This window comes from Simiduia curdlanivorans, from assembly GCF_030409605.1.
GTDB classification, from domain to species: Bacteria; Pseudomonadota; Gammaproteobacteria; order Pseudomonadales; family Cellvibrionaceae; genus Simiduia; species Simiduia curdlanivorans.
Map to the genome: position 1 here is coordinate 1,822,857 of NZ_JAUFQG010000004.1, position 19,095 is coordinate 1,841,951.

Annotated in this window: 17 protein-coding genes; 12 read left to right on the plus strand and 5 right to left on the minus strand. The window is 44.3% G+C overall.

Annotated elements, in window-relative coordinates; genetic code table 11:
- Positions 1–260: 260 nt before the first annotated feature.
- Complete coding sequence (locus tag QWY82_RS08130) at positions 261–1,709, plus strand: MvaI/BcnI family restriction endonuclease (protein ID WP_290261202.1); 1,449 nt, start codon at positions 261–263, stop codon at positions 1,707–1,709.
- 1 nt (position 1,710) lies between these two features.
- On the opposite strand, the gene dcm is transcribed toward QWY82_RS08130, so the two are convergent.
- Complete coding sequence (dcm, locus tag QWY82_RS08135) at positions 1,711–3,162, minus strand: DNA (cytosine-5-)-methyltransferase (RefSeq protein ID WP_290261204.1); 1,452 nt, start codon at positions 3,160–3,162, stop codon at positions 1,711–1,713.
- 820 nt (positions 3,163–3,982) lie between these two features.
- On the opposite strand from dcm, the gene QWY82_RS08140 reads away from it, so the two are divergent.
- The 4 genes from QWY82_RS08140 (at position 3,983) to QWY82_RS08155 (ending at position 7,211) form a co-directional block, all read left to right on the plus strand.
- Positions 3,983–4,516, plus strand: a complete 534-nt coding sequence (locus QWY82_RS08140) for a hypothetical protein (protein ID WP_290261206.1) — start codon at positions 3,983–3,985, stop codon at positions 4,514–4,516.
- A gap of 14 nt (positions 4,517–4,530) precedes the next feature.
- Complete coding sequence (locus QWY82_RS08145; RefSeq protein ID WP_290261207.1) at positions 4,531–5,634, plus strand: cellulose-binding protein; 1,104 nt, start codon at positions 4,531–4,533, stop codon at positions 5,632–5,634.
- A 297-nt stretch (positions 5,635–5,931) separates the two neighbouring features.
- Positions 5,932–6,528 carry a DUF1240 domain-containing protein gene (locus tag QWY82_RS08150; protein WP_290261209.1) on the plus strand — a complete coding sequence of 199 codons (597 nt, stop codon included), beginning with the start codon at positions 5,932–5,934 and terminating at the stop codon, positions 6,526–6,528.
- Positions 6,529–6,638: 110 nt separating this feature from the next.
- On the plus strand, positions 6,639–7,211 hold the full coding sequence (locus tag QWY82_RS08155) for an imm11 family protein (RefSeq protein ID WP_290261211.1): 573 nt from the start codon (positions 6,639–6,641) through the stop codon (positions 7,209–7,211).
- A 215-nt stretch (positions 7,212–7,426) separates the two neighbouring features.
- Here the strand turns inward: QWY82_RS08155 and QWY82_RS08160 are convergent, their stop codons facing one another.
- The gene (locus QWY82_RS08160) at positions 7,427–8,461 is read right to left on the minus strand and encodes a hypothetical protein (protein WP_290261212.1); all 1,035 of its coding nucleotides are present in this window, start codon (positions 8,459–8,461) and stop codon (positions 7,427–7,429) included.
- A gap of 461 nt (positions 8,462–8,922) precedes the next feature.
- Between QWY82_RS08160 and QWY82_RS08165 the strand changes: the two genes are divergently transcribed.
- Positions 8,923–9,657, plus strand: a complete 735-nt coding sequence (locus tag QWY82_RS08165) for a Bax inhibitor-1 family protein (protein ID WP_290261214.1) — start codon at positions 8,923–8,925, stop codon at positions 9,655–9,657.
- 45 nt (positions 9,658–9,702) lie between these two features.
- Positions 9,703–10,413 (plus strand): SIR2 family NAD-dependent protein deacylase, encoded by a 711-nt coding sequence (locus QWY82_RS08170; RefSeq protein WP_290261216.1) that lies wholly within the window; start codon positions 9,703–9,705, stop codon positions 10,411–10,413.
- A gap of 177 nt (positions 10,414–10,590) precedes the next feature.
- Here the strand turns inward: QWY82_RS08170 and QWY82_RS08175 are convergent, their stop codons facing one another.
- Positions 10,591–12,765: a hypothetical protein gene (locus tag QWY82_RS08175; protein ID WP_290261217.1), complete on the minus strand. Its 2,175-nt coding sequence runs from the start codon at positions 12,763–12,765 to the stop codon at positions 10,591–10,593.
- 210 nt (positions 12,766–12,975) lie between these two features.
- Positions 12,976–13,497 (minus strand): hypothetical protein, encoded by a 522-nt coding sequence (locus QWY82_RS08180; protein WP_290261220.1) that lies wholly within the window; start codon positions 13,495–13,497, stop codon positions 12,976–12,978.
- A gap of 291 nt (positions 13,498–13,788) precedes the next feature.
- On the opposite strand from QWY82_RS08180, the gene QWY82_RS08185 reads away from it, so the two are divergent.
- Complete coding sequence (locus QWY82_RS08185) at positions 13,789–14,343, plus strand: imm11 family protein (protein WP_290261222.1); 555 nt, start codon at positions 13,789–13,791, stop codon at positions 14,341–14,343.
- A 290-nt stretch (positions 14,344–14,633) separates the two neighbouring features.
- Here QWY82_RS08185 and QWY82_RS08190 read toward each other — a convergent pair whose 3' ends face one another.
- On the minus strand, positions 14,634–16,517 hold the full coding sequence (locus QWY82_RS08190; RefSeq protein ID WP_290261225.1) for a vWA domain-containing protein: 1,884 nt from the start codon (positions 16,515–16,517) through the stop codon (positions 14,634–14,636).
- Between the two features lie 436 nt (positions 16,518–16,953).
- Here QWY82_RS08190 and QWY82_RS08195 point away from each other — a divergent pair, with 436 nt between their 5' ends.
- From QWY82_RS08195 to QWY82_RS08210, 4 genes are all read left to right on the plus strand, one after another.
- Positions 16,954–17,412 carry a class I SAM-dependent methyltransferase gene (locus tag QWY82_RS08195; RefSeq protein ID WP_290261227.1) on the plus strand — a complete coding sequence of 153 codons (459 nt, stop codon included), beginning with the start codon at positions 16,954–16,956 and terminating at the stop codon, positions 17,410–17,412.
- Positions 17,413–17,601: 189 nt separating this feature from the next.
- Positions 17,602–18,174: a nucleotidyltransferase domain-containing protein gene (locus tag QWY82_RS08200; RefSeq protein WP_290261229.1), complete on the plus strand. Its 573-nt coding sequence runs from the start codon at positions 17,602–17,604 to the stop codon at positions 18,172–18,174.
- A 38-nt stretch (positions 18,175–18,212) separates the two neighbouring features.
- Complete coding sequence (locus tag QWY82_RS08205) at positions 18,213–18,632, plus strand: hypothetical protein (protein ID WP_290261232.1); 420 nt, start codon at positions 18,213–18,215, stop codon at positions 18,630–18,632.
- A gap of 101 nt (positions 18,633–18,733) precedes the next feature.
- Positions 18,734–19,078: a hypothetical protein gene (locus tag QWY82_RS08210; RefSeq protein ID WP_290261235.1), complete on the plus strand. Its 345-nt coding sequence runs from the start codon at positions 18,734–18,736 to the stop codon at positions 19,076–19,078.
- Positions 19,079–19,095 lie beyond the last annotated feature (17 nt).

Here is a 19,095-nt window from a genome sequence, read left to right on the forward strand (position 1 = left end):
CAAAGGAGTGGCGGTTTAGTTGCCAATGGCTTTTCAAAAGAAGCTTTAGGCGCCACTAAAACCGAATAATTGTCTTAAAATTCTGGCACTTAAGTTTAGTTTTGGGTAGTGTCGACGGACCACGGAAGTTGGTCAGCTCAAAGGGTTGCACGTAAAGAATGGTAGTTAACTCGAGGGTAAGTTGGGTGTCGTTGAACCTAATTAACTTAGCCATATTCAATTTTGTAATTCGAAGCTTTGAAGTTTAAGCGGGATGTAAATTGTCAAATAAACCAAAAATATACGACAGCGCTAACAGTTTAGATTTGTCACTCGAAAATTTGGTTGATATCTATCGAAGGCTGGGCGTTGATCGTATTATATATAAAATATTGGCCCCGAATGACAACAGTAAAAACCAACCCTATCTTGCGGGCCACTTCACTGACATTGGCTTCATTCCAACGGGGGAATTGCAGGCGAGCGCTTCTACATCAACAAAGACGAATGATCCTAAGCGCCAGATTAAATTTACAGCAGGACTTAATTTTCACTGGTTATCACCAGAAGGTCAGGTTTATCCGGCGCCAACCGCGAAACTAATCTATTATCCCCAGTTCCCAGAAGTTCGACTTTCAGGTTTTTTACAAGGCTCGCCTATAGATATGGGTGGCTGGATGGACCCGTCCAAATTAGGCCGCTCGGAAGGGCGTGTTTTATTATTTGGTGTTAGAAGTGATGGCGCAATTTTTGCGTTTCTAGCTACCCCTAATTCTCGGGTTTCTCGGGAGATCCATGGGGAAAAATATTATGTCCTGAGTAGTGTGCTTCGGGAACTACCTTACGCTAAGCATAAGCCTATTACGGAACAAACTGAATTCGCAATCCGAGAAAATCTGGCTCCATATCACGTAGAAAGTGATGCCCGTCGGAAATTAATATCTGAGTTAAGGCGTATTTATCTTGCGGGGCAAATTACTAGTAAGAAGCTGAATCGAGATGGAGTCGCTAACGCCTATACTGCAAGAAACGGAGGTGGTTATACCCTCGAGGCTGAGTTGGGAATTATGCCCAACGGCATAGCTGAGCCGGACTATCATGGCTGGGAAATTAAGCAGTTCGGTGTAAAGAAGTTTGAATTGGTTGGTAGTAAGGCGCTAACTTTAATGACCCCAGAGCCAGATGGTGGGCTTTATAAAAATGAAGGTGTTAAATCCTTTATCCGTTCTTACGGTTATCGTAGTGCCAATATAGCTGACCGGTATGACTTTACTGGACGGCATTTTGCAAGCAGAATCTGCGAGAAATCTGGACTTACATTGGTGACAACTGGTTTTGATTGTGGCAGTAAGTCAATGGTCGATGCTACGGGATTTATTGGCTTGCTGGATAAAAATGATAATATTGCCGCAAGCTGGAGCTATACAAAACTACTTACACATTGGAAACAGAAGCATGCGCGCGCGGCTTATATACCATCCATCGCGATTGATTTACCAGATGGCCATCGCGCATATTGTTATGGGGGAAATGTACGTCTCTATGAAGGAACGGATATTAATAAATTGCTTGGTGCCATAGTGGATCAACATGTTTATTATGATCCCGGCATTAAAATGGAGCAGGCCTCCACCAAGGAAGTAGTTAAGAAACGTAGTCAGTTTAGAATAAAGTCCAATGCGCTCGATTGCCTCTACAATAAATTAGACGAGGTTGATGTAACATTATAAATTATTCATTACTTTTAATAATTGTGGTCAAATACGGACTAATTAGATCAGCTACAGCTTGAAATACAGGAACAACTACTGAATTCCCAAACTGTTTGTAAGCGCGAGTATCTGATACTGGTATTTTGAATTCTTCATCCTTTGAAACGAAGCCCATCAAACGAGAGCATTCCTGTGGTGTCATACGTCGCGGTCGACCACATTTTAGCTTGTCAGTTTTCATGTCATCTTGGTTTATCAATATCTCGGACCCATCTTTGTAATAACGCGCTGAAAGTGTACGAGTTACATCCGTTGTATTGCGTGTGACCATCCCATAGCCAAATCCATTGCCTTTGGCTTTGTGCTTGGCGGCATAGTTGTAAAGGTATTGCCACAGCTTTGGAGTTAGTGTGTATTTATCGTCAACTTTGGTATTTGGTTCTAGAATGTCCTTTAGGGTAGGTCGTGACTGTGGTTTTGGAATATCCCTGAGATCTATTTTTTTATCCAGATCAAGTTTTTTAACGATATCAGCACGGATACACAATAATACGATTCGCTCGCGGTGTTGTGGTACATAGTGTATGCCATCAATGATTTTTGGATCAGGTTTGTCGTCGTTAAGGTTGGCAATCCAGTAAGCTTGCTTATCCTTAAATATCTTCTTACTGAACAGGGTTTCCTGGTGATCAGGCAGGTTACTGATGACTTCTTTGATTACTTGAAAGGTAGTGCCGTTATTATGACTCTTTAGATTTTTAACGTTCTCTAAAACTGCTACCGGTGGCTGCTTCACCATCAATATTCGGCAGATATCAAAAAATAGCTGCCCTTGATCTGGACAATCAAAACCATGTACACGGTTGAGTGCGTTTTTTTTGGATACGCCAGCTATAGAAAATGGCTGGCAAGGGAACCCTGCTAGCAATACATCATGGTCTGGCATGGCTTTCGCAATATAATTTGCCTGCTTCTTACCGGTAAGAGGAGTGTCGTCTTGATCTTTGGGTTGAGTGATCGTCTTTATATCGGAAACAAACTGGTGTTCTTCGCAGCTTTGCCAATTTGCTTTGTAGGTTTTTTGCGCATATTCATCCCATTCACAGGTTAAGACGCACTTCCCGCCAACTTTACTAAAAGGTTTTCTTATTCCGCCAATACCGGCAAATAGATCAACAAACAAAAATTTATTACCGTCCACTGAAGTAGGTAGTAATTCTTGTAGCTTTTTATACTCGTGGAAACTTAGACCTTGTGAGAAGTTTTCAAGGATATAAGTCTGCTCTATTGTTAATTTCGATTGATTTTCTTTGGCAGCCGTCTTGAATTCTTTACGCAGCTTAATTAGATACTTTACCCGATCAGCTTTTAAGCCTGTTTCCTCTACCAGCTTTTGCGGGTACCACCAGTCAAACAATTCAAATAGGTGTAAGGCCTCATTAAGATGAAGATTTTTCGCTTGTTGATTCATGGGAGACATCTTCTAGAAACTGGGTCAAATAGGGGGCTAAATTACCCGAATTGACCCAGCGATTCAAGTTTTATATGTATGAATATACAGTTTGTTCTGGGGCGCAGTAAAAGGAGGGGGTAATCAAGCTGAGCCAGTTCAAGGTATGGGGGTGTGGTAAGGTAATAATTAACGCACTGACATTCTCTAATTGCAATTGCCCGTTTTTACTCAGCTAACGGTATTAATAGCGAGGATTGTTTGAGCCACTTTTGATTAAGTATCAAAGGTGGCGAGTTGCGCTGCGGCCGCTAGGTGAGTGAAAAACCAGGTTCCCGCAGGGCGACGCAGTCGGGTGGGCTTTCTTTGGGTCATATTTCTTTGCCCACCAAATAAAGGTGGCTCGCCCCGGTCGATACCGGCGTTTTATCTAGGCTTTGCCATTCTTGCCAACCCTGTTCAAGCAATTGCCTTCTCTCTGCAAGGGCGTCTGCCTTTACCTGCTCGTAAAGGACTGATAGCCTCGCGAGCCGCTGTACTATCAGTCCAATGATTGCTTACCGTGCTGCCTCGTACATTTCTGCGATCCTTGAATGATCTATCAGTTGAGTACTGGCTTCGAACGCGGGTGTGTACAGTGATTGAGTGCGTTGTTGAAGGGGTTGTGCTTGGCTCAACAGCTTCCAAGGCAAGTCACTTCACCGTTGCGGTTTACATAACATGTACAGGCCAATGATGCTGGTTCGACAGTCCCAGTTAGAACTATGGAGGTAGGCTAGTATTTGCCATTAGCTTACAATGCGGCGAATATGACTCATCGTATATGGAGCAACTGCTAAGAATGGATTCTTTATCTATCGTGATGCACCGATTCACACTCATCTTTCTGCTATTAACTGCGATGTTCGCACTAGGCTGTGCTGAGCGAGGCAGTTTTGATGTGTACTCTCATAAGGGTTTTTCAGTTGAGTTTCCAAAGTCCTGGAAATTTGATCGCGATCAAGATTTTTCCTTCAACGGTGATCGTGAAATTACATTCAAACTTGGGGAAGCTTCCTTCGTAGCCTTTTACTTTAATGATCGGCATGATCTGAAAGGTTTCACAGATAAGTACCTCGAAGCAGCCTTCCTTAAAGATGAAGTATCCTCTACCAAACTAAAGAGTCAAAAAGACGTCAATATTGCTGGCCGCCAAGGCATTGATTCGCAGGTGACTGCAAATTTCCTTGGCCCTATGAACACTCGTGTTATAACCGTCGATGTGTCTTCTAAAACCGAGGCGGTGATATTGGCGGCCATTATTTCGGAAGATGATCGCATCGATATACTGGAGTCGTTAGAGCGTGTAGTTAGCTCTATACGTTTAGCTAATTAGATCAAGGAGGATTTATGAGTGAATATAGCGGTGAGCTAATCAGTGAGTTAGGTGTAGTTAGGTACCTCAATGGACGCAGCGCCATGAGTACATCAAATATCAGCTTTTTTGATCGAAGTGACACGCTTGCAAAAAAATGGCAGGAATGCAATTTTGGCTGCCACACACCTGCTTACCGCATGCTAAAAAAGCCCGCATCCTGGGGTGATGTATTGCTGGAGTTGGATAAAATAAGCCCTGTAGTTTCAGGTATCGCGGACGGTATTAAATATGAAACAGTTGATCAGCCTGCACGATTAGCAGCTGGTATCGAACGTACAGCCGAGGGATTACATCTCAAAGGGGCCGAGAAATTTTCGTTGGTAGGCGAGGAAAACTGGGCCACCTATGGATTGCTAAAATCTACATTCGTAGCAATGGTTGAATTCGATTTAAGCGTACTTGAAAATCCAATAATGAGATCGGTGCTGGTTATAGTAAATGACTATATTTCGGTACTGCCGGAGTGGGTGTTATTCGAGGTTCAGGAAGCAGGCATGTTAAGTGATTCTGGCAATGTCGATGGGGTCACATTACTTAAAGTGGCTCGTTTACTTCTGGAAGACGGTGTTTCGGAAGAGCACCTTAAGCAGGCTAACGATTTTGTCTCAGGTAAAGCGCAACGTTTCATTGGGAAGCAAGCAGGTAAAAAGATAGCCCGCAAGCTAGTGGCAGCGATAGCGTTGGCATTGGCGACAAAAATAACCAAGCAAATGCTAATCAATGCGGATAAGGATTATCAATTAAGACGTCAGCTGACTAAAATTCGAGCAATGGGAAGACAAGCCGGCGGTAGCTTGGGTGGCGCTTTGGTCACTCTGCTTAAATCACAAGGCTTTCTGGGGACCGCAGCTAAACACAGTAGAGAGTTGAAGCAGAAATGCCCTACGACATGGCACACGCTACGTTACAAACTACAGGGCTGCGATATGGTGTACTTCTTAGTTCAGCCATTACTAGGCGAATACGTTGACCGTCTTAGCTTATTAGAGCGGCAGCCCGTGGAGTTTTTAAAAGTAATGCGAGCATTAATTGAGTCGCGTAACACCCGCGAAATATTTTATCCTGGCTCCGTTTAGATTGCATTTAATAACGTTGGCATAGAGTGTGAAAGTAAGCGCGCGGGAGCGTAATTTTGTTGTTTATTAACACAATAGTGACGTCGGATTCTGTTGAGTCTCGCTTAGTCTTTATTAGACAAAAAGTCAGGATATCCATTCGTATTCCCCGCCCCTAATTCCACAAAAACCTTCCCGAAAGGTTGCGTTGCTGCCCTGAAGGTACTTGTGAAATAAAGCGTGGGCTCAATCATGCGAATAAAGATCTAATTGGTTTCATGCATAGATTATTCGGCGTGCCCTACATAGGAAAGACCCATGGCTACTGATATGGCTATTGCTTTGGAAGAAAAAACACCTTTCTATCGAATTAAGTGTGTTTTTTTCATATTAGTCAGCATAGGTATTGTCTATGTGATTTTGTTTATGACCTTGCCTCAATTTATCCAGAATTGGAAATTGCTGCAAGAGGCCTCACTGGTAGTTGCATTGTCTCCTTGGGCAATTCCAGCTGCAATGGCTACAACTGTATTTCTTATTCTTGCGTGGGCATTGGTTCTAAGGTTGATTGATAAAGACACAGGTAAGCATTATGAGCGAACGGTGCATGTCGCAATTATCCTGAGTATTGTAACAATTGTTGTGCGTTTGCCAATGGGATTTATCCTTGACGGTTACCTGACTTCAAAGAACTACTCCTATTGCTATTGGTACACCCCTCCAGCGAATTTTAGCTCACCTGTTTGGGTGAGCAAACCGCAGTTTTGTATTGAACAAACCGGCCATATTCGCAAAATGTTAGTTGAGTGGTTGCAGGCGCAGCCCAACGGTGGGCGTGACCTGTCTTTATTGGATGTGCAGCAGAAAGTGGCGGAGTTGAACGCGGCTCATAAGGCGGGGGAGTTTGTGTACTAGTCAGTAATTGGCTGGGTGCACAGTTACAGCACTCCGTCACTTTTTTCGCTCCAACTCCTTCCTTTTCCCTATCTAGTTTGTTTAGCGTTGCCGTTGGTTATGAAATCCCTATGACAACATTTAGACTCATCAATAACGTTCACGGCTACCATGAGGCTTTCGTCGATTTTCGTGCTATGCGGAAGCAGTTCGACGGCGTAAAGGTTTGGTTCCCGCAAAAAAATGAGACATTGCTGGATAAGCTAAAAGCGGACTGGCGCCCAGTTTCTGTGACCTTCGAATCTGACTCGAAGACCAATGCAGTGCCGGATATCTCTGTGTGGAACTCCTCCTGTCTGGTGCTAAGTACGAAGGCAAAATCAGTACTAGAACCTATGTTGGCTAACATAGGGGAATTTCTACTGCTCGAAGACGAATTTTTTGTATTTAATTGCTTGGAGTCCATTGCTGGAGATGCAGTAGACGGTAGTAAATCTACCTTTGAAATTGACGCTGAAGACTCAATGCATATTCCTAAGGCGCTTACGTTACTCGCCGATAAAGTCGCAGGGAAGGTGTTGTTCAAGCCAGGCTTTGCCCACAACAGTTTTTTGCTCTGCGATAGTGCTTTTAAAGATGTTGTTGAAAAACATGAGCTGGGTGGTGTGGTATTTGAGGGAAACCTCGCTAAGATTTCTTTATGATGTTCTGATACCGTCACTTGTTGTATCAGCTTCCATCGTTGCACTGGATCTTGGCTCTCGATATTGCTCTTAGCTTTTGATCCAACCCTATTACCCAATCGCCTGATTGTTTGTCTCGGCCACATCTCTGTGCCTGCCAACGCTTACGCAGGCTAGGATCAAAATTGTTCCGAACTGATCAGTATTTGCCAATGATACACATGTCATATCGTGGGCTATGAATCTTGTACTAAGTCCCAGCGAGTGAATCGCCAAATATTGTTAGTAATCTGCAGCCATTCACGGTCTGCTATATGGTAGTGCTGAAGCTCACCCTGAAATTGACCTAGTTGCGTACCTGTGTTGCAGCACCATAATCCGATCATGTCTTTCTGTTTGGCAATCAGCACCTCGTCCTGGATGTAGAAGTTGTTTTCGGGGCCCTCTATGATTAGGTATTGTGTTTCGTCTTCAACGTTGACAATGCTGACGTGTGGCTCTGTGATTTCTTGCGCCATTTCATGTCCACACCAAATGGCCAATCGAGAATTGTCGACCCAAGTAATTTCGCTGTCCCAGAAGTAATCCCATGCTGCGTGAGACTTCTTTTCTTCGCTTACATCTATTTCATGCGGATTACCGTTCAGCCAGTTGTCTAAGCGCCAGCTGTAGACCATGCCGATGGGATGCCACACCCAGCCTAGGCATGCGGCGCGCCGTTGATCCGGTGATACAGCCAAATGTCCGTTCCACTCACTGAAACAGTTCCATTCATCTGGTTCTTCGGGAGCCTCACTCAAATTTCGCTCAGTCAGCAATTGCCCCGTCAATAAATTGGTAGCATCGATTCGATTCCAATCGGTTCCATGAATCACAATGGGCTGATTGTCGTGAGTAAAAAAGGCTAGGGGAAACCGTGTATGTCCGGTTCGATAGTCCCCAATATCCACATGCATCACCGTTTCACCGCTGTTTAGGTCAAGGATAAGCCCTCGGTTTAAATCGTGGTTATTCTGTTCCTGGTAGGTCATTGCAAGGTACCGATCATCATGTCCGACCGTTAATTCAATGCGGTACGTTGGTTTCATAACGTCTTCGGCAAGGGTTAATAGTTTGGTAGCACTGCCTGTGTCGGTATGAACGCAATAGAGGTAACCTTGCTTAGTTAAAGCAAAAGCTGTGAATGGTTGGCTGCCACTCACATAAGCAACTAAATCACCTTCCAAAGGCGATTTAATAATGCGATGCGAAGTATTAACCTTTCGGTACATTACGTGCTTCCTTATTTTGAGCCGTACATGTTCTGTCATCCATAGACATTATGCCTTTCAACTTGGCTTTTCTGCTATATTACGCGAATAAGGCTGGGTAGTCTTTTCGGAATTATTGAGTAAATACAGATTATTCAATAGAGCCTCTGCCTTTTCAATTATTGATTAGCCAGCCAAGAAATTAGCTGGTTAGTTGGCCCTCACCATAGATAGGGACGTTTATGTTCATTTGTTATCGACTTACTAATCCTAAATATTCAATCGCTACCCTTCGTCCGAACCTAGTTCGTAGAGAAACAATAGATATTGGTATCCTAAAGCGGATCATTCTCTTCAATAGAATCGAACGATCATGATTCCATTCAGTATTCAAATATTACGACGAGAGAATTTATGATTATCCGCAATAGCCTAACCAACGCTAACACGCTGCCATATGATTTTTATTAACGAATTTAGTCATGGCGAAAGTGGACCTGCCAATGTTTGATACCTTAGTTCAAAAAACGATTATTCTATTGTCTGTTCAGTTGTTAATAACCTGGGCAGGTGCTCAGGCAGTTATTACCTACTTTCGGGTATGTCATTGGTCTGGCGTTGGAAATGTGGACGCTAATAGGTGTGAGGATGGAGCTCTTGATTTATTCCCTACTGGCTCGTTGGTTCCTATGTTTTATATGGGAAACTTTATTGCCAACGTAGTTGTTGGTCTGGTATTGATCGCTTTTTTTCAGCGATCAGCCGACACGGGTATAGGCTTGTTTTGCGTATGGTCTTTAACGTTCGGCTTCACTTTTGGCTTTATATTTATTTACATCAATGAAAACGTGGCTGAAAAGGCTTTGGCGTTAACGGCGAGCATAACTCTTCTATGTGCCCTTGTCGGTCTATCAGTTCATGTGGATCTCTTCTTTATGGCGCCTTGGTTGTTCAGCTGTTTAGTATTACTTCTCCTTATTGGTATTGGCAGAGGCGTGATCTATTTACCCAATGCCGCTTTACGCCTAAAGGCTGTTGCAGGGAGCCTACTTTTTGGTCTCTATTTAATTGGTGATTTCAACGCCCTTGCGCAGGCGTCATCGCCGGAACAGAATAATTGGGACAATGCGCTAAGTCACTCAATCCATCTATATCTAGATGTTATCAATCTATTGCTGGAGATACTTGAAGCGCTTGATAGTGATACTAGTCAATAACGTTATTAGCTCAGCCTTTATAAACTGGAAGGAATAGTCGCTTTTATGGCTAAAGAAATTGACCGAAATAAAGTAGTAGTTTTCACAGGTGCTGGTATTAGTGCCGAGAGTGGATTGAATACCTTTAGAGGCACTGACGGCTTATGGAACAATCACTTGGTCGATGATGTGGCGACTCTTGCCGGTTGGGCTAGAGATCCAGAGCTCGTCTTGGATTTTTACAATCAGCTGAGAGAGGAAATTACTGCCGCAGAGCCGAATATTGCCCATCGCGCGATTGCGTCACTTGAAGAGCGGTATGAAGTGGTGGTTGTCACACAGAATATCGATAACTTACACGAAAGAGCCGGTTCTACCAACGTGATTCACCTCCATGGCGAAATTACCAAAATGCGAAGTTCAGTTGACTCGAGTTTGGTCTACGAGCAGGGTAGTGAAGGCATTCGTTACGGTCAAAAATGTGAGCTCCAAAGCCAGCTTAGGCCACACGTGGTTTGGTTTGGTGAGAAAATCAATAACTACGATAGCGCACGCAGTCACATTGCCGTCGCGTCGCGGGTATTGGTTGTCGGATCATCGCTGAGTGTTTTTCCTGCGTCTGGACTGATTAAAAAGGCTAGGTATCACGCGGAAAAAATTATTATCGGGTTGGAGATTGAGAAGCCTGTATATGGTTATCAATTCCTCAAGGCCAAAGCGGGTAGTATGGTGCCTTATGTCGTTAAATGTTGGATGGAAGGCAGACGGGTATCGTAGAAACATCGGTAGCACCTTGCAGGAAAGTAACGTGAATACAATATTCGGTTTACGTTGTGTACCGAATCACTATTGTTCAGCGGCGTAGGTACTACTAAGTTGATAGTAATGAATGAAGTACTGGATGCCCCATTCATTGCTAGAGAATTCGCGTGAATAACGCTGTAAGCACCGTGTTCAATGCACCGAAGGCAGCGGCTTGCGAGATTCTGCGCAAGAGCTGAAACGAATTTTTACCCGCTGTCCTATCGACATAGAAATACTGAAAGTCAATCGCTCGGAAAGCCATTCATATAAGCCTTCTATATGGCTTTGTTCCTTTATATCCTGATACTTGCTGCGTTCAATAATTCTTACATTTAATCGATTGATTTTTTCGCCCATTTTCAGCTCGCGTTCGCCGGCTAACGCTCTGTAATCACTTCCTTCTATGTACACGTTGAAAGGAAAGCGATATTGGGCAGCAGGCGAAAATATTAGCAAAATATTATCCTCCAGTTCAGACAGAGCCACCAGTTTCACGGACGCTTCTGTATATAGACTAAGTAATTCATCCAGCAGAGGAGCTAACTCTCGATATTCTGCCGTATACTTTGGCGAGCCATCCAGTTTATCCTGAATGCTGCTGGCTTCCAGTAGTGCGCCAGCGTCATTATAGGTTAGTAGGTAGTCCAGCTGACTTGGGTCGGTCGGAAACTCGATGTAGTCCTGCAGCATGGTTATTCTCGAAATGGTATCGCCTTCGTATTCATAGGTTTCAGAATTAAAAATAACTTCATCCACAGCAACATATTTGATGGCTTTTCCGTTGCGCATTTCCAGAAATTTGTAGCGAACAACCTCACCAGTGTTTAAGTTAACCTCAATCTGTTCAATGCCTTCTTCCGATTGGCCAAAGTACGTACGCTGGTGTGCCTCAGATCCGCTCATATAGGTGATCGCCTGCAATTGGCCATCGTTCAAGTGGTAAATTCGGTAGTCATTATATAGAGAGGCTGGAGAGATGGTCGCCGTATCCTTATTTATCTCAAATGACCCTTGCTCTAAACTGATTGGCCGGATAGATAGTTGCCCATATACCCCATACCTAAGTTCATATTTTCCGCAATTGAATGCATTAACTAATGCCGGCAATTTTACCGACCCAATCTCTAACAAACGGTATGCTTCAGCTCTATTGGGGTTGCTGGCAACAGCCTTTGCGTCGGCGTCTTCGGAGCGTTTAATTTCCATCGCACATGCGTTAAGTAGCTCTTTGCTTACATACTTTTCTAAGATGTCGAGATCTGTACCATACCGGTAGTCATGAGCAGTGCAGAAAAAATCCGCTCGAGTATCAAGTATTTTCCTTATATCCTTCGATGTCGTTATTGATTTTGATAATCGAATATAAAATCTTTCGGCAATCGTTTGTACTTCCTCGTATTCAAGTTCGCGAAGTCTTGCATTAATCGTCTCGCAATCTCGGTTGCTGCTAAAGAATTCGCATTCGTAAAAGTTATGTAGTTCCGCTGCATTTAACCAGCCTAGCGCATAGTCTTCGTATTGCTTACCTTCTCTCTCGCCATAGGTTGGAAGGCCGATACTAGGCGGGAAGGGGCTTTCTGTCATATATTCAAGAACGACACCACAGACATCCTTAAATTCTGGTGGGCTGTCCGATAATCCACTGATTATTAGGTCAAGTGCAGTGTTGTGGTATTTGTCAATTAAGGAGTCTAGATCGGAATCTTGATCGTTAAGGCTGTAGAGGTGGGCGCCGCTTTTTTCGTCGACAATGTACAGGATTTTTTCATCCAAATAAGATACTGTGAGATTTTGGTGCTTTTTCCACGCTCCTTCAAAAGGATAGCACGAAGCTACATACATTTTTTCCTCGGAAACTCTATAGGTGGTTATGAGTGGACTACCCTGATTGATTTCTAGCATAACCGTTGGTTTGCCAGTGTCATCAAGGATCAATCTTTGAATGCTGATTGATTTTGAGGTTCCATCTTTATGATAGATTTCGCATCTCGAAATGGTATTTTTCGTGTAAAAGTAGAGATTGTCATAATATACATGTTGGTCTAAGTATTCCCTCACCATTTCAGGCCCGTGCTCACCGAGAAATACAAGCAGACCAAGCTCCCCATTTAACTTTTCCCATGAGTCAACAGTTTCCAGTGTGGCGGGTTTTTTGTGCTCTAATTCGCTCCCGATAGGATTGATTGATGCGTAAAATTTTAATGCATAGTGGGGGCTTTCTGGGTGACTTACTGCGCTATGCGCCAAATGTGAATGATTTTCTGCAAGGCTATTGAATTCTTTGGTAAGTTTACTCAATAGTTCTAAGTGCGCTTTGTCAGTCATTTGATATTCCCTTATCGAGTATTCAGGTTACAGTTCTCTTTAGGGGACGGTAGTCAGTGGCATTTCAGCCTGAATAGCGGCCCTAATATCGTATATGCTGGATTGTGATATCATAAAATGGAATTTTTTGAGGACAAAGTTAGATGCTTTCCAACCCTTAGCTCACCAATTAAACGTCCATTGTAGTGTTCCATTTACCCTCCTTGGTTTTTAACGAGTTACCTCTATTGATTCAATAGCTGTGCTTAGTTCATCTCTGAAGTCATACTGATCGCTGTCTGCCAAAAAAAGTACACCAAAGACTTGTTGCTTGCCTTTGGGGACATCCACGAAAATGGCTTCTGTTTGGTAGGAATCTATAAGGTGAGAGCTGATAATTAGTTCGCGAGAGGCAAAACCGGAAATTTTCGAGTTTATGTCTTTAGTGATGTCACTCGGGTTACTTTTATCGGCGAGTAAGGTCTTTTCGAGCATGTGAGCAGAAAACTCAGGCAGTGATAATGACTTATCGCGAATATAAAAACTTATTGAGGAAAACTCGCCTATTTTAAACGCGACTTCTCGGCCGCCCAGTAATGAGGGGTTATCATCCCGTGAGAATACCCAGTCAGGCGCCGGTGAAATAGAAAAGCCTTGGTTGCTATAGACGTTTTCGTTTTGCTCGTTAGTACAAGCGCCTAATGCAAGGAATGTAGCTAGTGAAAGAAGTAAAAGAAACTTACGAAACGCCATCGATCTTGACTCCCTTCGAGACCTTAAATTGGCCGTGGATTGTATAACATGGCTGCTGCGGCGGATAGCCGATCACTTGAATATTGAGGGAATGATCAAGATTTGGCAGATAAGTAAACGTGCCTTCCGTTCCAATCTGGTACTTTGGTCGCAATTATGGTTTCCGAAAAATTCAGCCGTCAAAATCTTTGAGATATTGGCCCTGTCATAGTTAAAATTACACGAAGGTCATCACCCTGAGTACGTTATGATGCGTAAAGGCCAAGGACTACCCTTTGAGGATGATCTGTAATGTCAGTTTATAAATTAACCTACAGGCTGAAATCATACCTGTCTTTAATCGTGTCTGCCGATGCACTAGAAGAAAAGCTAGGTGCTGTCACTTACCCAAAAGGAGAGCCGCTAAAAGATATTTGGCACCCATTAGAGGCGAGTTTTTACAATCGATATAACGACAATAGCGAAGGTAAGTTACCAGAAATTTCTGACTGGGTTGGCAATATGGTTTTGAGTGCTGCCGCATTCCAGTCACTAGAGCCATTACTTGCACCCTTCGGTGAGTTTTTACCGATTCATGTTAATGGCGTGGATTGGTATATATACAACGCAACCACCATTTATAACTGCATTGATGAGTCTTTAAGTTCGCGTAATGTTATGGATGGCGTTGTGATGGATATTGCCGCATTAAAATTTAATGAGGCTAAGCTGGGCACAGCACCTGTATTTCGCACAGACTATGATCGCCGTATGGGCGTTTATTGCAGCCAAGCATTCAAAGATGCCGTGCAGGCGCAAGGATTTGAAGCTGTGTTATTCCGAGAAGACTTAACCTCACCAATGTAAAAGTAGCACACGAAAATTCTCTTCAAGTTAAAGGTAAGGCCTTTGACTCGTAGCAATGGCTTCTGCTCTTGATCTTGGCTATAGATTGTAGCTGTTGATTTTATCCCCTTTACGCAGTCGCCTGATTACCCCAGTCACCTCCATGTGCCTGTCATTTCGTGCGCAAACGCGGATCAAATCGCTCCCGACGATTTGTTTTTAAACTAACGGTAATGATGGCGAGTTGCGCAGCGGCCGTTAGGTGTATGTAGCAACCTGCTAAAAACTGGGTGACCATATCGCCCCAGTTTTTAGAATTCTATTTTTGTTGTTTCGTCCGCTTCGATAACAACGGTTTTTTCTGTTTCCGGTAGGCCTTTTAGTCGCACCTTGTACTCGCCAGGTAGTAAGCTGAATGTTTTGTTGTCTAATGGCGCTTCGCCAATGAGCTCGTCTTTTACGCCTCTTATTTCGTAAACGTATTGCAATGCGTCGTTTAGAGCCTTGCCTAATTCAGATGAATTTTTAGCCGAGAGATAAACACCATTTCCCGCCTTGGACCAATGTGCAAATCGCGCAGCTAATTGTGTGTCGTCGATCGCAAAGCCGATAATGTTTAGCCTGATATGAATGCCTTTACTACTCAGTTTTTCTATCTCAGCAGCTGGGTCGCCTTCGCAGGTTTCTTCACCATCGGTGATGAGTATGACAAGTTTTTCCTTGCCGGCATTAGCCAAATCTTCTCTTATCGCTTTTATCGATGCGGCTATCGGTGTTTTGGCATTGTTCTGGGCATTAATGGCTTTAATTTTGCTCGCTACGTTTACGCGGTTAAGGGGTTGAAGGGGTATTTCTAAATCACTTTGGCAAGAGCCTACTTCTTTTCCAAAAATTCGCAGTGCAAAGGGTGTTTGCTCGGGAATGTGATTTTGGGTTAAATTTAATAAGGTGTCTTTGGCAATATCGATTCGCCTTTGCCCGTCCATTTTCTGCAGCATGCTGCCGGATGCATCTAATATGATGGCAATGGAGGTCTTTTCCATTGCCGTCTGTTTTACGCTTGCTAGTAACTTGCCTGGTTTTTCTTTTGACGGCTCGATGCGAATATTTTTACGGGCTAATGTTGCGTAGCTTGCGCCGGTGGAATAACGCAATTCATAGTTACCCGGTGTTTGCGGCGCCTTTAATGTAAGCGGTTGCCCGGTTCGGGTATAGGTGTAGTTGAGCCAAGCGCCTTCCTCGCTATTGGCGGGCACGATAGTAATGTAATCCCCGTTATTATCTGGCCCGCTCCAGTTAACGGAAATGTCTGTGCCTGCTTGTGCATGGTCAGGAGCATTGATGGTGGCCGAAGCTGCTGTTACCACGAGAGCTTGAGTGCCGAGTGTTGCGTATGCTTGACCGCTCATATAGCGAATTTCATACTCACCAGGAAAGTCTGACGCATTTAACGTTAAGGGGTTACCTTTTTGGGTGTAAGCGTAGCTGTTATAGGTCCCTTCAGGCGCGCCTTTTTGCACGATTGAAATAAAATCGCCCTTATTGTTCGGTCCTTGCCAGGTAATGGCGATGGCCTTGCCCGCCTCTATAGTTTGGGGAGCATTAATAGTTGCCGTTACCGGAGTGACATCGATTGGCTTGCGTGCGATAACGGTATCGCCACTGGCCAAAAAATAACGTAATTCGTATTGGCCTGGTTTATCCGGTGCAATAAATGACAGTGGTGAGCCTTTATTCGTATATTGATAGGTGATGTAATCCTGCTCGGTATTTCCTATGGCGAGATAATCTCTTGTGTTGTTTGGCCCGCTCCAGCGCAGCTCAAAGTTAGCACCAGCGGCTACTGAGCTAGGTGCTTCAATGCTGGCCTTTGCCTGTACTAATACAAGCGCCGTTTTGGCCAAGGTTGCATAAGGCGAACTTGGCGCTAATAACCTAATTTCGTAATTACCTTCTACCGAAGGCGCCAATAGTGTGAGCTGTGTTTTTCCTTGCACATAAACATAGTTGTTGTAGCTGCCTTGTTCTGCGCCTGATTTCACAATGGTGATAAAGCTTTTATCAGCGATAGCCCCGGACAAGGTTACAATCAGTTCAGCCCCAATCTCCGCCTTATTTACCGCCTTTATTTCGACTTGGGCATAGGCTGAAAGCGTCAGCAAGCTCACGAACAGTAAAATGCATATCCTTAACATGTTATCTCCTTTTGGCTGTTAAAAGCTCTTTAACCTTGGTTAGTATCTATCGGTTCGCGTCAAAAAAATAGCGGTTGTCGATTGTTTTTTGCTATCTTTTTTGCGGCTTTTAGGCAAGCTAATCAATTCTGGATCAGACAAGAAGTAAACATTAGGTTCCCGCAGGGCGATGTAGTTGGACAAGCGTTGGGTGGGCTTTCGTTGGGGCGTATTTCTATGTCCATCATGAAAAATGGCTTGCCCAATCGAACCCTTATTTGTCCTGGCTACTCTCTGTACATCTTTTGTCACCATAGCCAATTACTGGTCTAATGAGCACTGACCTCTCACCACCAAGAGCCAAACATTGTCAGCCTTCGAACTCAGCCTAATCACACTGCTTTTACTCATTGGGATTTCAATTCTGTGGAGCACATTGGTGGTTGGTATATCGCCCATGCCGAGTTCTAAAAAGGCGCGGCGAGCGATGCTGCAGTTGGTGGAGAGTGCCGGTGACGGGCCGATTGTGGATTTGGGCAGTGGTTGGGGTAGTTTGGTTGTTCGCTTGGCGCTGCAATACCCAAACCGGCAAGTGGTGGGTTATGAGTTGTCACTGTTGCCCTGGTTGGTGACGGTGTTGATAAGTAAATGCATGCGGCTAAAAAATGTAACCGTGTATCGAGAAGATTTTTTAAAGGCAGATTTATCCTCCGCCTCGGTGATTGTTTGCTATTTGTTTCCCGCCGGTATGGCGGCGCTCGCGACCAAGTTGGCTGAACAGAAAATCGCGCCTCGCTACCTCATCAGCAATACCTTTGCCTTGCCGTCTTATCAGCCCGAAACCACCCTTCGCTTGGATGATCTTTATCGATCACCCATCTATTGCTATCGGATAAGCCCGGCCGATGGGCAATAGGGGCTGGCGTGTGGTTCTAGGTGGTGAGCTGAAGCCAAGCCTGTTCTGTGCCAGCTGCAAACTTTCGCCTAAAAGACTCAATTTGGGTCCTTTTACTGGTGCTTAATGTAAAAAAGGTACCCAATTTGGGGTTTACAGTTCCCAAATTGGGGTTTAAAGTTCCCAAATTGGGTCTTTTTGGTGGATGGCATGAGTAGGGGTATTGGAAGCGCACTTTTTACCAAGGCACAGCAAAAGGTATTGGCGTTGCTTTTTGGTCAACCGGAGAAAAGCTTTTATTTAAATGAGGTGATCCGCCTAGCCGATATGGGCAAGGGGGTTATTAATCGTGAGCTTACTAAGTTGGTGGCGGCGGGTTTGTTGGTGGTGACGAAACAGGGCAACCAAAACCACTACCAAGCCAATAAAGCCGCGCCCATTTTTAATGAGCTGGTGGCCATAGTACAAAAGACCTTGGGCGCGCGCAGTGTGCTGCAACAAGCTTTGTCCCCTATTTTACCTAGGCTAGAGCAGGCGTTTATTTACGGCTCAGTGGCAAAGGGGGAAGATCATGCCGGCAGTGATATTGATGTCATGCTGGTGGGTGAGGATTTAAGTTACAGTGACATCATGGCGTTGCTAGACCCGGCTGAGTCTCAATTGCAGCGGACGGTGAACCCGACAATTTACTCGCCCCAGGAATTTGAGCAGCGTTTGCAGGAGGGGCAGAATTTTTTAACCAAAGTGACGGCGCAAACCACAATAAATTTATTGGATGAATAAGCGCTAGGGTGGTAATTCATCATCGGCTAGGAAGCCACATGAAAGAACTCGATAACCTCGTCAAAATACAGAAGTTAAAAGTAGAGCCGGCCGACGCTAGAGAATTTTCTGGTATGTTGCGCGCAGCCGAAACGAAATTGGCCGATGCTTTAATTAAAGGGCTTAGTGAAGACAGCCAATTTTCTCTCGCCTATGGTGCTGCCCATGCGTTGGCTCTAGCGGCATTGCGTTGGCATGGCTATCGCTCGGATAACCGCTATTTAGTGTTTCAATGTTTAGAACACACCTTGGCATTGGATCGAGCTAAGTGGCGCGTGTTAGATAAATGCCATCATGCGCGGAATTTGGCCGAGTATGAGGGGCACTTGGAAATAAACCCGCAGTTGCTCAAAGAGCTGATTAGCATCAGCCACGAGATTTTGCTATTGGTGAAGGCGCTCGCACCTATCAAAGCGTAAAATTAGAAAGCCTGACTAAATAGAATAACTAAGCCCTATAACCAACAGCATGGCTAAGCCCTATGACTCAACAATACGACTACCCAATATGACGAAACGACATGACTAAGCAACAGTTTCCCCTCACCCCGCAGTTAAGCGCACTATCGGATGCGCTAACTGAAGCGCATGCACGCATTCAAAAAGACTTTGCCAGCATTAATCCAGTGGTGGGCATTAATCGGCAGATGCGCGCCAGTGGTATTGGTGCGGATGTGATTACCATTGAATGTTTGGTTGCCAACAAGCGAATTTTTATCATCCTGCAAGACGCTGTACCGGATATGGCGACTTATCAGTTTGGCATGCGCGATACAGACCCGGAACCAGGGTATGAAAAAATTGCAATCGGTGAGCTTACGTCTGAACAGCTTTATCAGTGGATTCGCGATTACTTTCAGGCTTAAACTTGATAAAAAATTCA

What these genes read in the sequence shown, in the direction of transcription:
- dcm (WP_290261204.1), bottom strand. Translation starts at nt 3,162, where the DNA reads ATGAATCAACAAGCGAAAAATCTTCATCTTAATGAGGCCTTACACCTA.
- QWY82_RS08140 (WP_290261206.1), top strand. Translation starts at nt 3,983, where the DNA reads ATGGATTCTTTATCTATCGTGATGCACCGATTCACACTCATCTTTCTG.
- QWY82_RS08145 (WP_290261207.1), top strand. Translation starts at nt 4,531, where the DNA reads ATGAGTGAATATAGCGGTGAGCTAATCAGTGAGTTAGGTGTAGTTAGG.
- QWY82_RS08150 (WP_290261209.1), top strand. Translation starts at nt 5,932, where the DNA reads ATGGCTACTGATATGGCTATTGCTTTGGAAGAAAAAACACCTTTCTAT.
- QWY82_RS08155 (WP_290261211.1), top strand. Translation starts at nt 6,639, where the DNA reads ATGACAACATTTAGACTCATCAATAACGTTCACGGCTACCATGAGGCT.
- QWY82_RS08160 (WP_290261212.1), bottom strand. Translation starts at nt 8,461, where the DNA reads ATGTACCGAAAGGTTAATACTTCGCATCGCATTATTAAATCGCCTTTG.
- QWY82_RS08165 (WP_290261214.1), top strand. Translation starts at nt 8,923, where the DNA reads ATGGCGAAAGTGGACCTGCCAATGTTTGATACCTTAGTTCAAAAAACG.
- QWY82_RS08170 (WP_290261216.1), top strand. Translation starts at nt 9,703, where the DNA reads ATGGCTAAAGAAATTGACCGAAATAAAGTAGTAGTTTTCACAGGTGCT.
- QWY82_RS08175 (WP_290261217.1), bottom strand. Translation starts at nt 12,765, where the DNA reads ATGACTGACAAAGCGCACTTAGAACTATTGAGTAAACTTACCAAAGAA.
- QWY82_RS08180 (WP_290261220.1), bottom strand. Translation starts at nt 13,497, where the DNA reads ATGGCGTTTCGTAAGTTTCTTTTACTTCTTTCACTAGCTACATTCCTT.
- QWY82_RS08185 (WP_290261222.1), top strand. Translation starts at nt 13,789, where the DNA reads ATGTCAGTTTATAAATTAACCTACAGGCTGAAATCATACCTGTCTTTA.
- QWY82_RS08190 (WP_290261225.1), bottom strand. Translation starts at nt 16,517, where the DNA reads ATGTTAAGGATATGCATTTTACTGTTCGTGAGCTTGCTGACGCTTTCA.
- QWY82_RS08195 (WP_290261227.1), top strand. Translation starts at nt 16,954, where the DNA reads ATGCCGAGTTCTAAAAAGGCGCGGCGAGCGATGCTGCAGTTGGTGGAG.
- QWY82_RS08200 (WP_290261229.1), top strand. Translation starts at nt 17,602, where the DNA reads ATGAGTAGGGGTATTGGAAGCGCACTTTTTACCAAGGCACAGCAAAAG.
- QWY82_RS08205 (WP_290261232.1), top strand. Translation starts at nt 18,213, where the DNA reads ATGAAAGAACTCGATAACCTCGTCAAAATACAGAAGTTAAAAGTAGAG.
- QWY82_RS08210 (WP_290261235.1), top strand. Translation starts at nt 18,734, where the DNA reads ATGACTAAGCAACAGTTTCCCCTCACCCCGCAGTTAAGCGCACTATCG.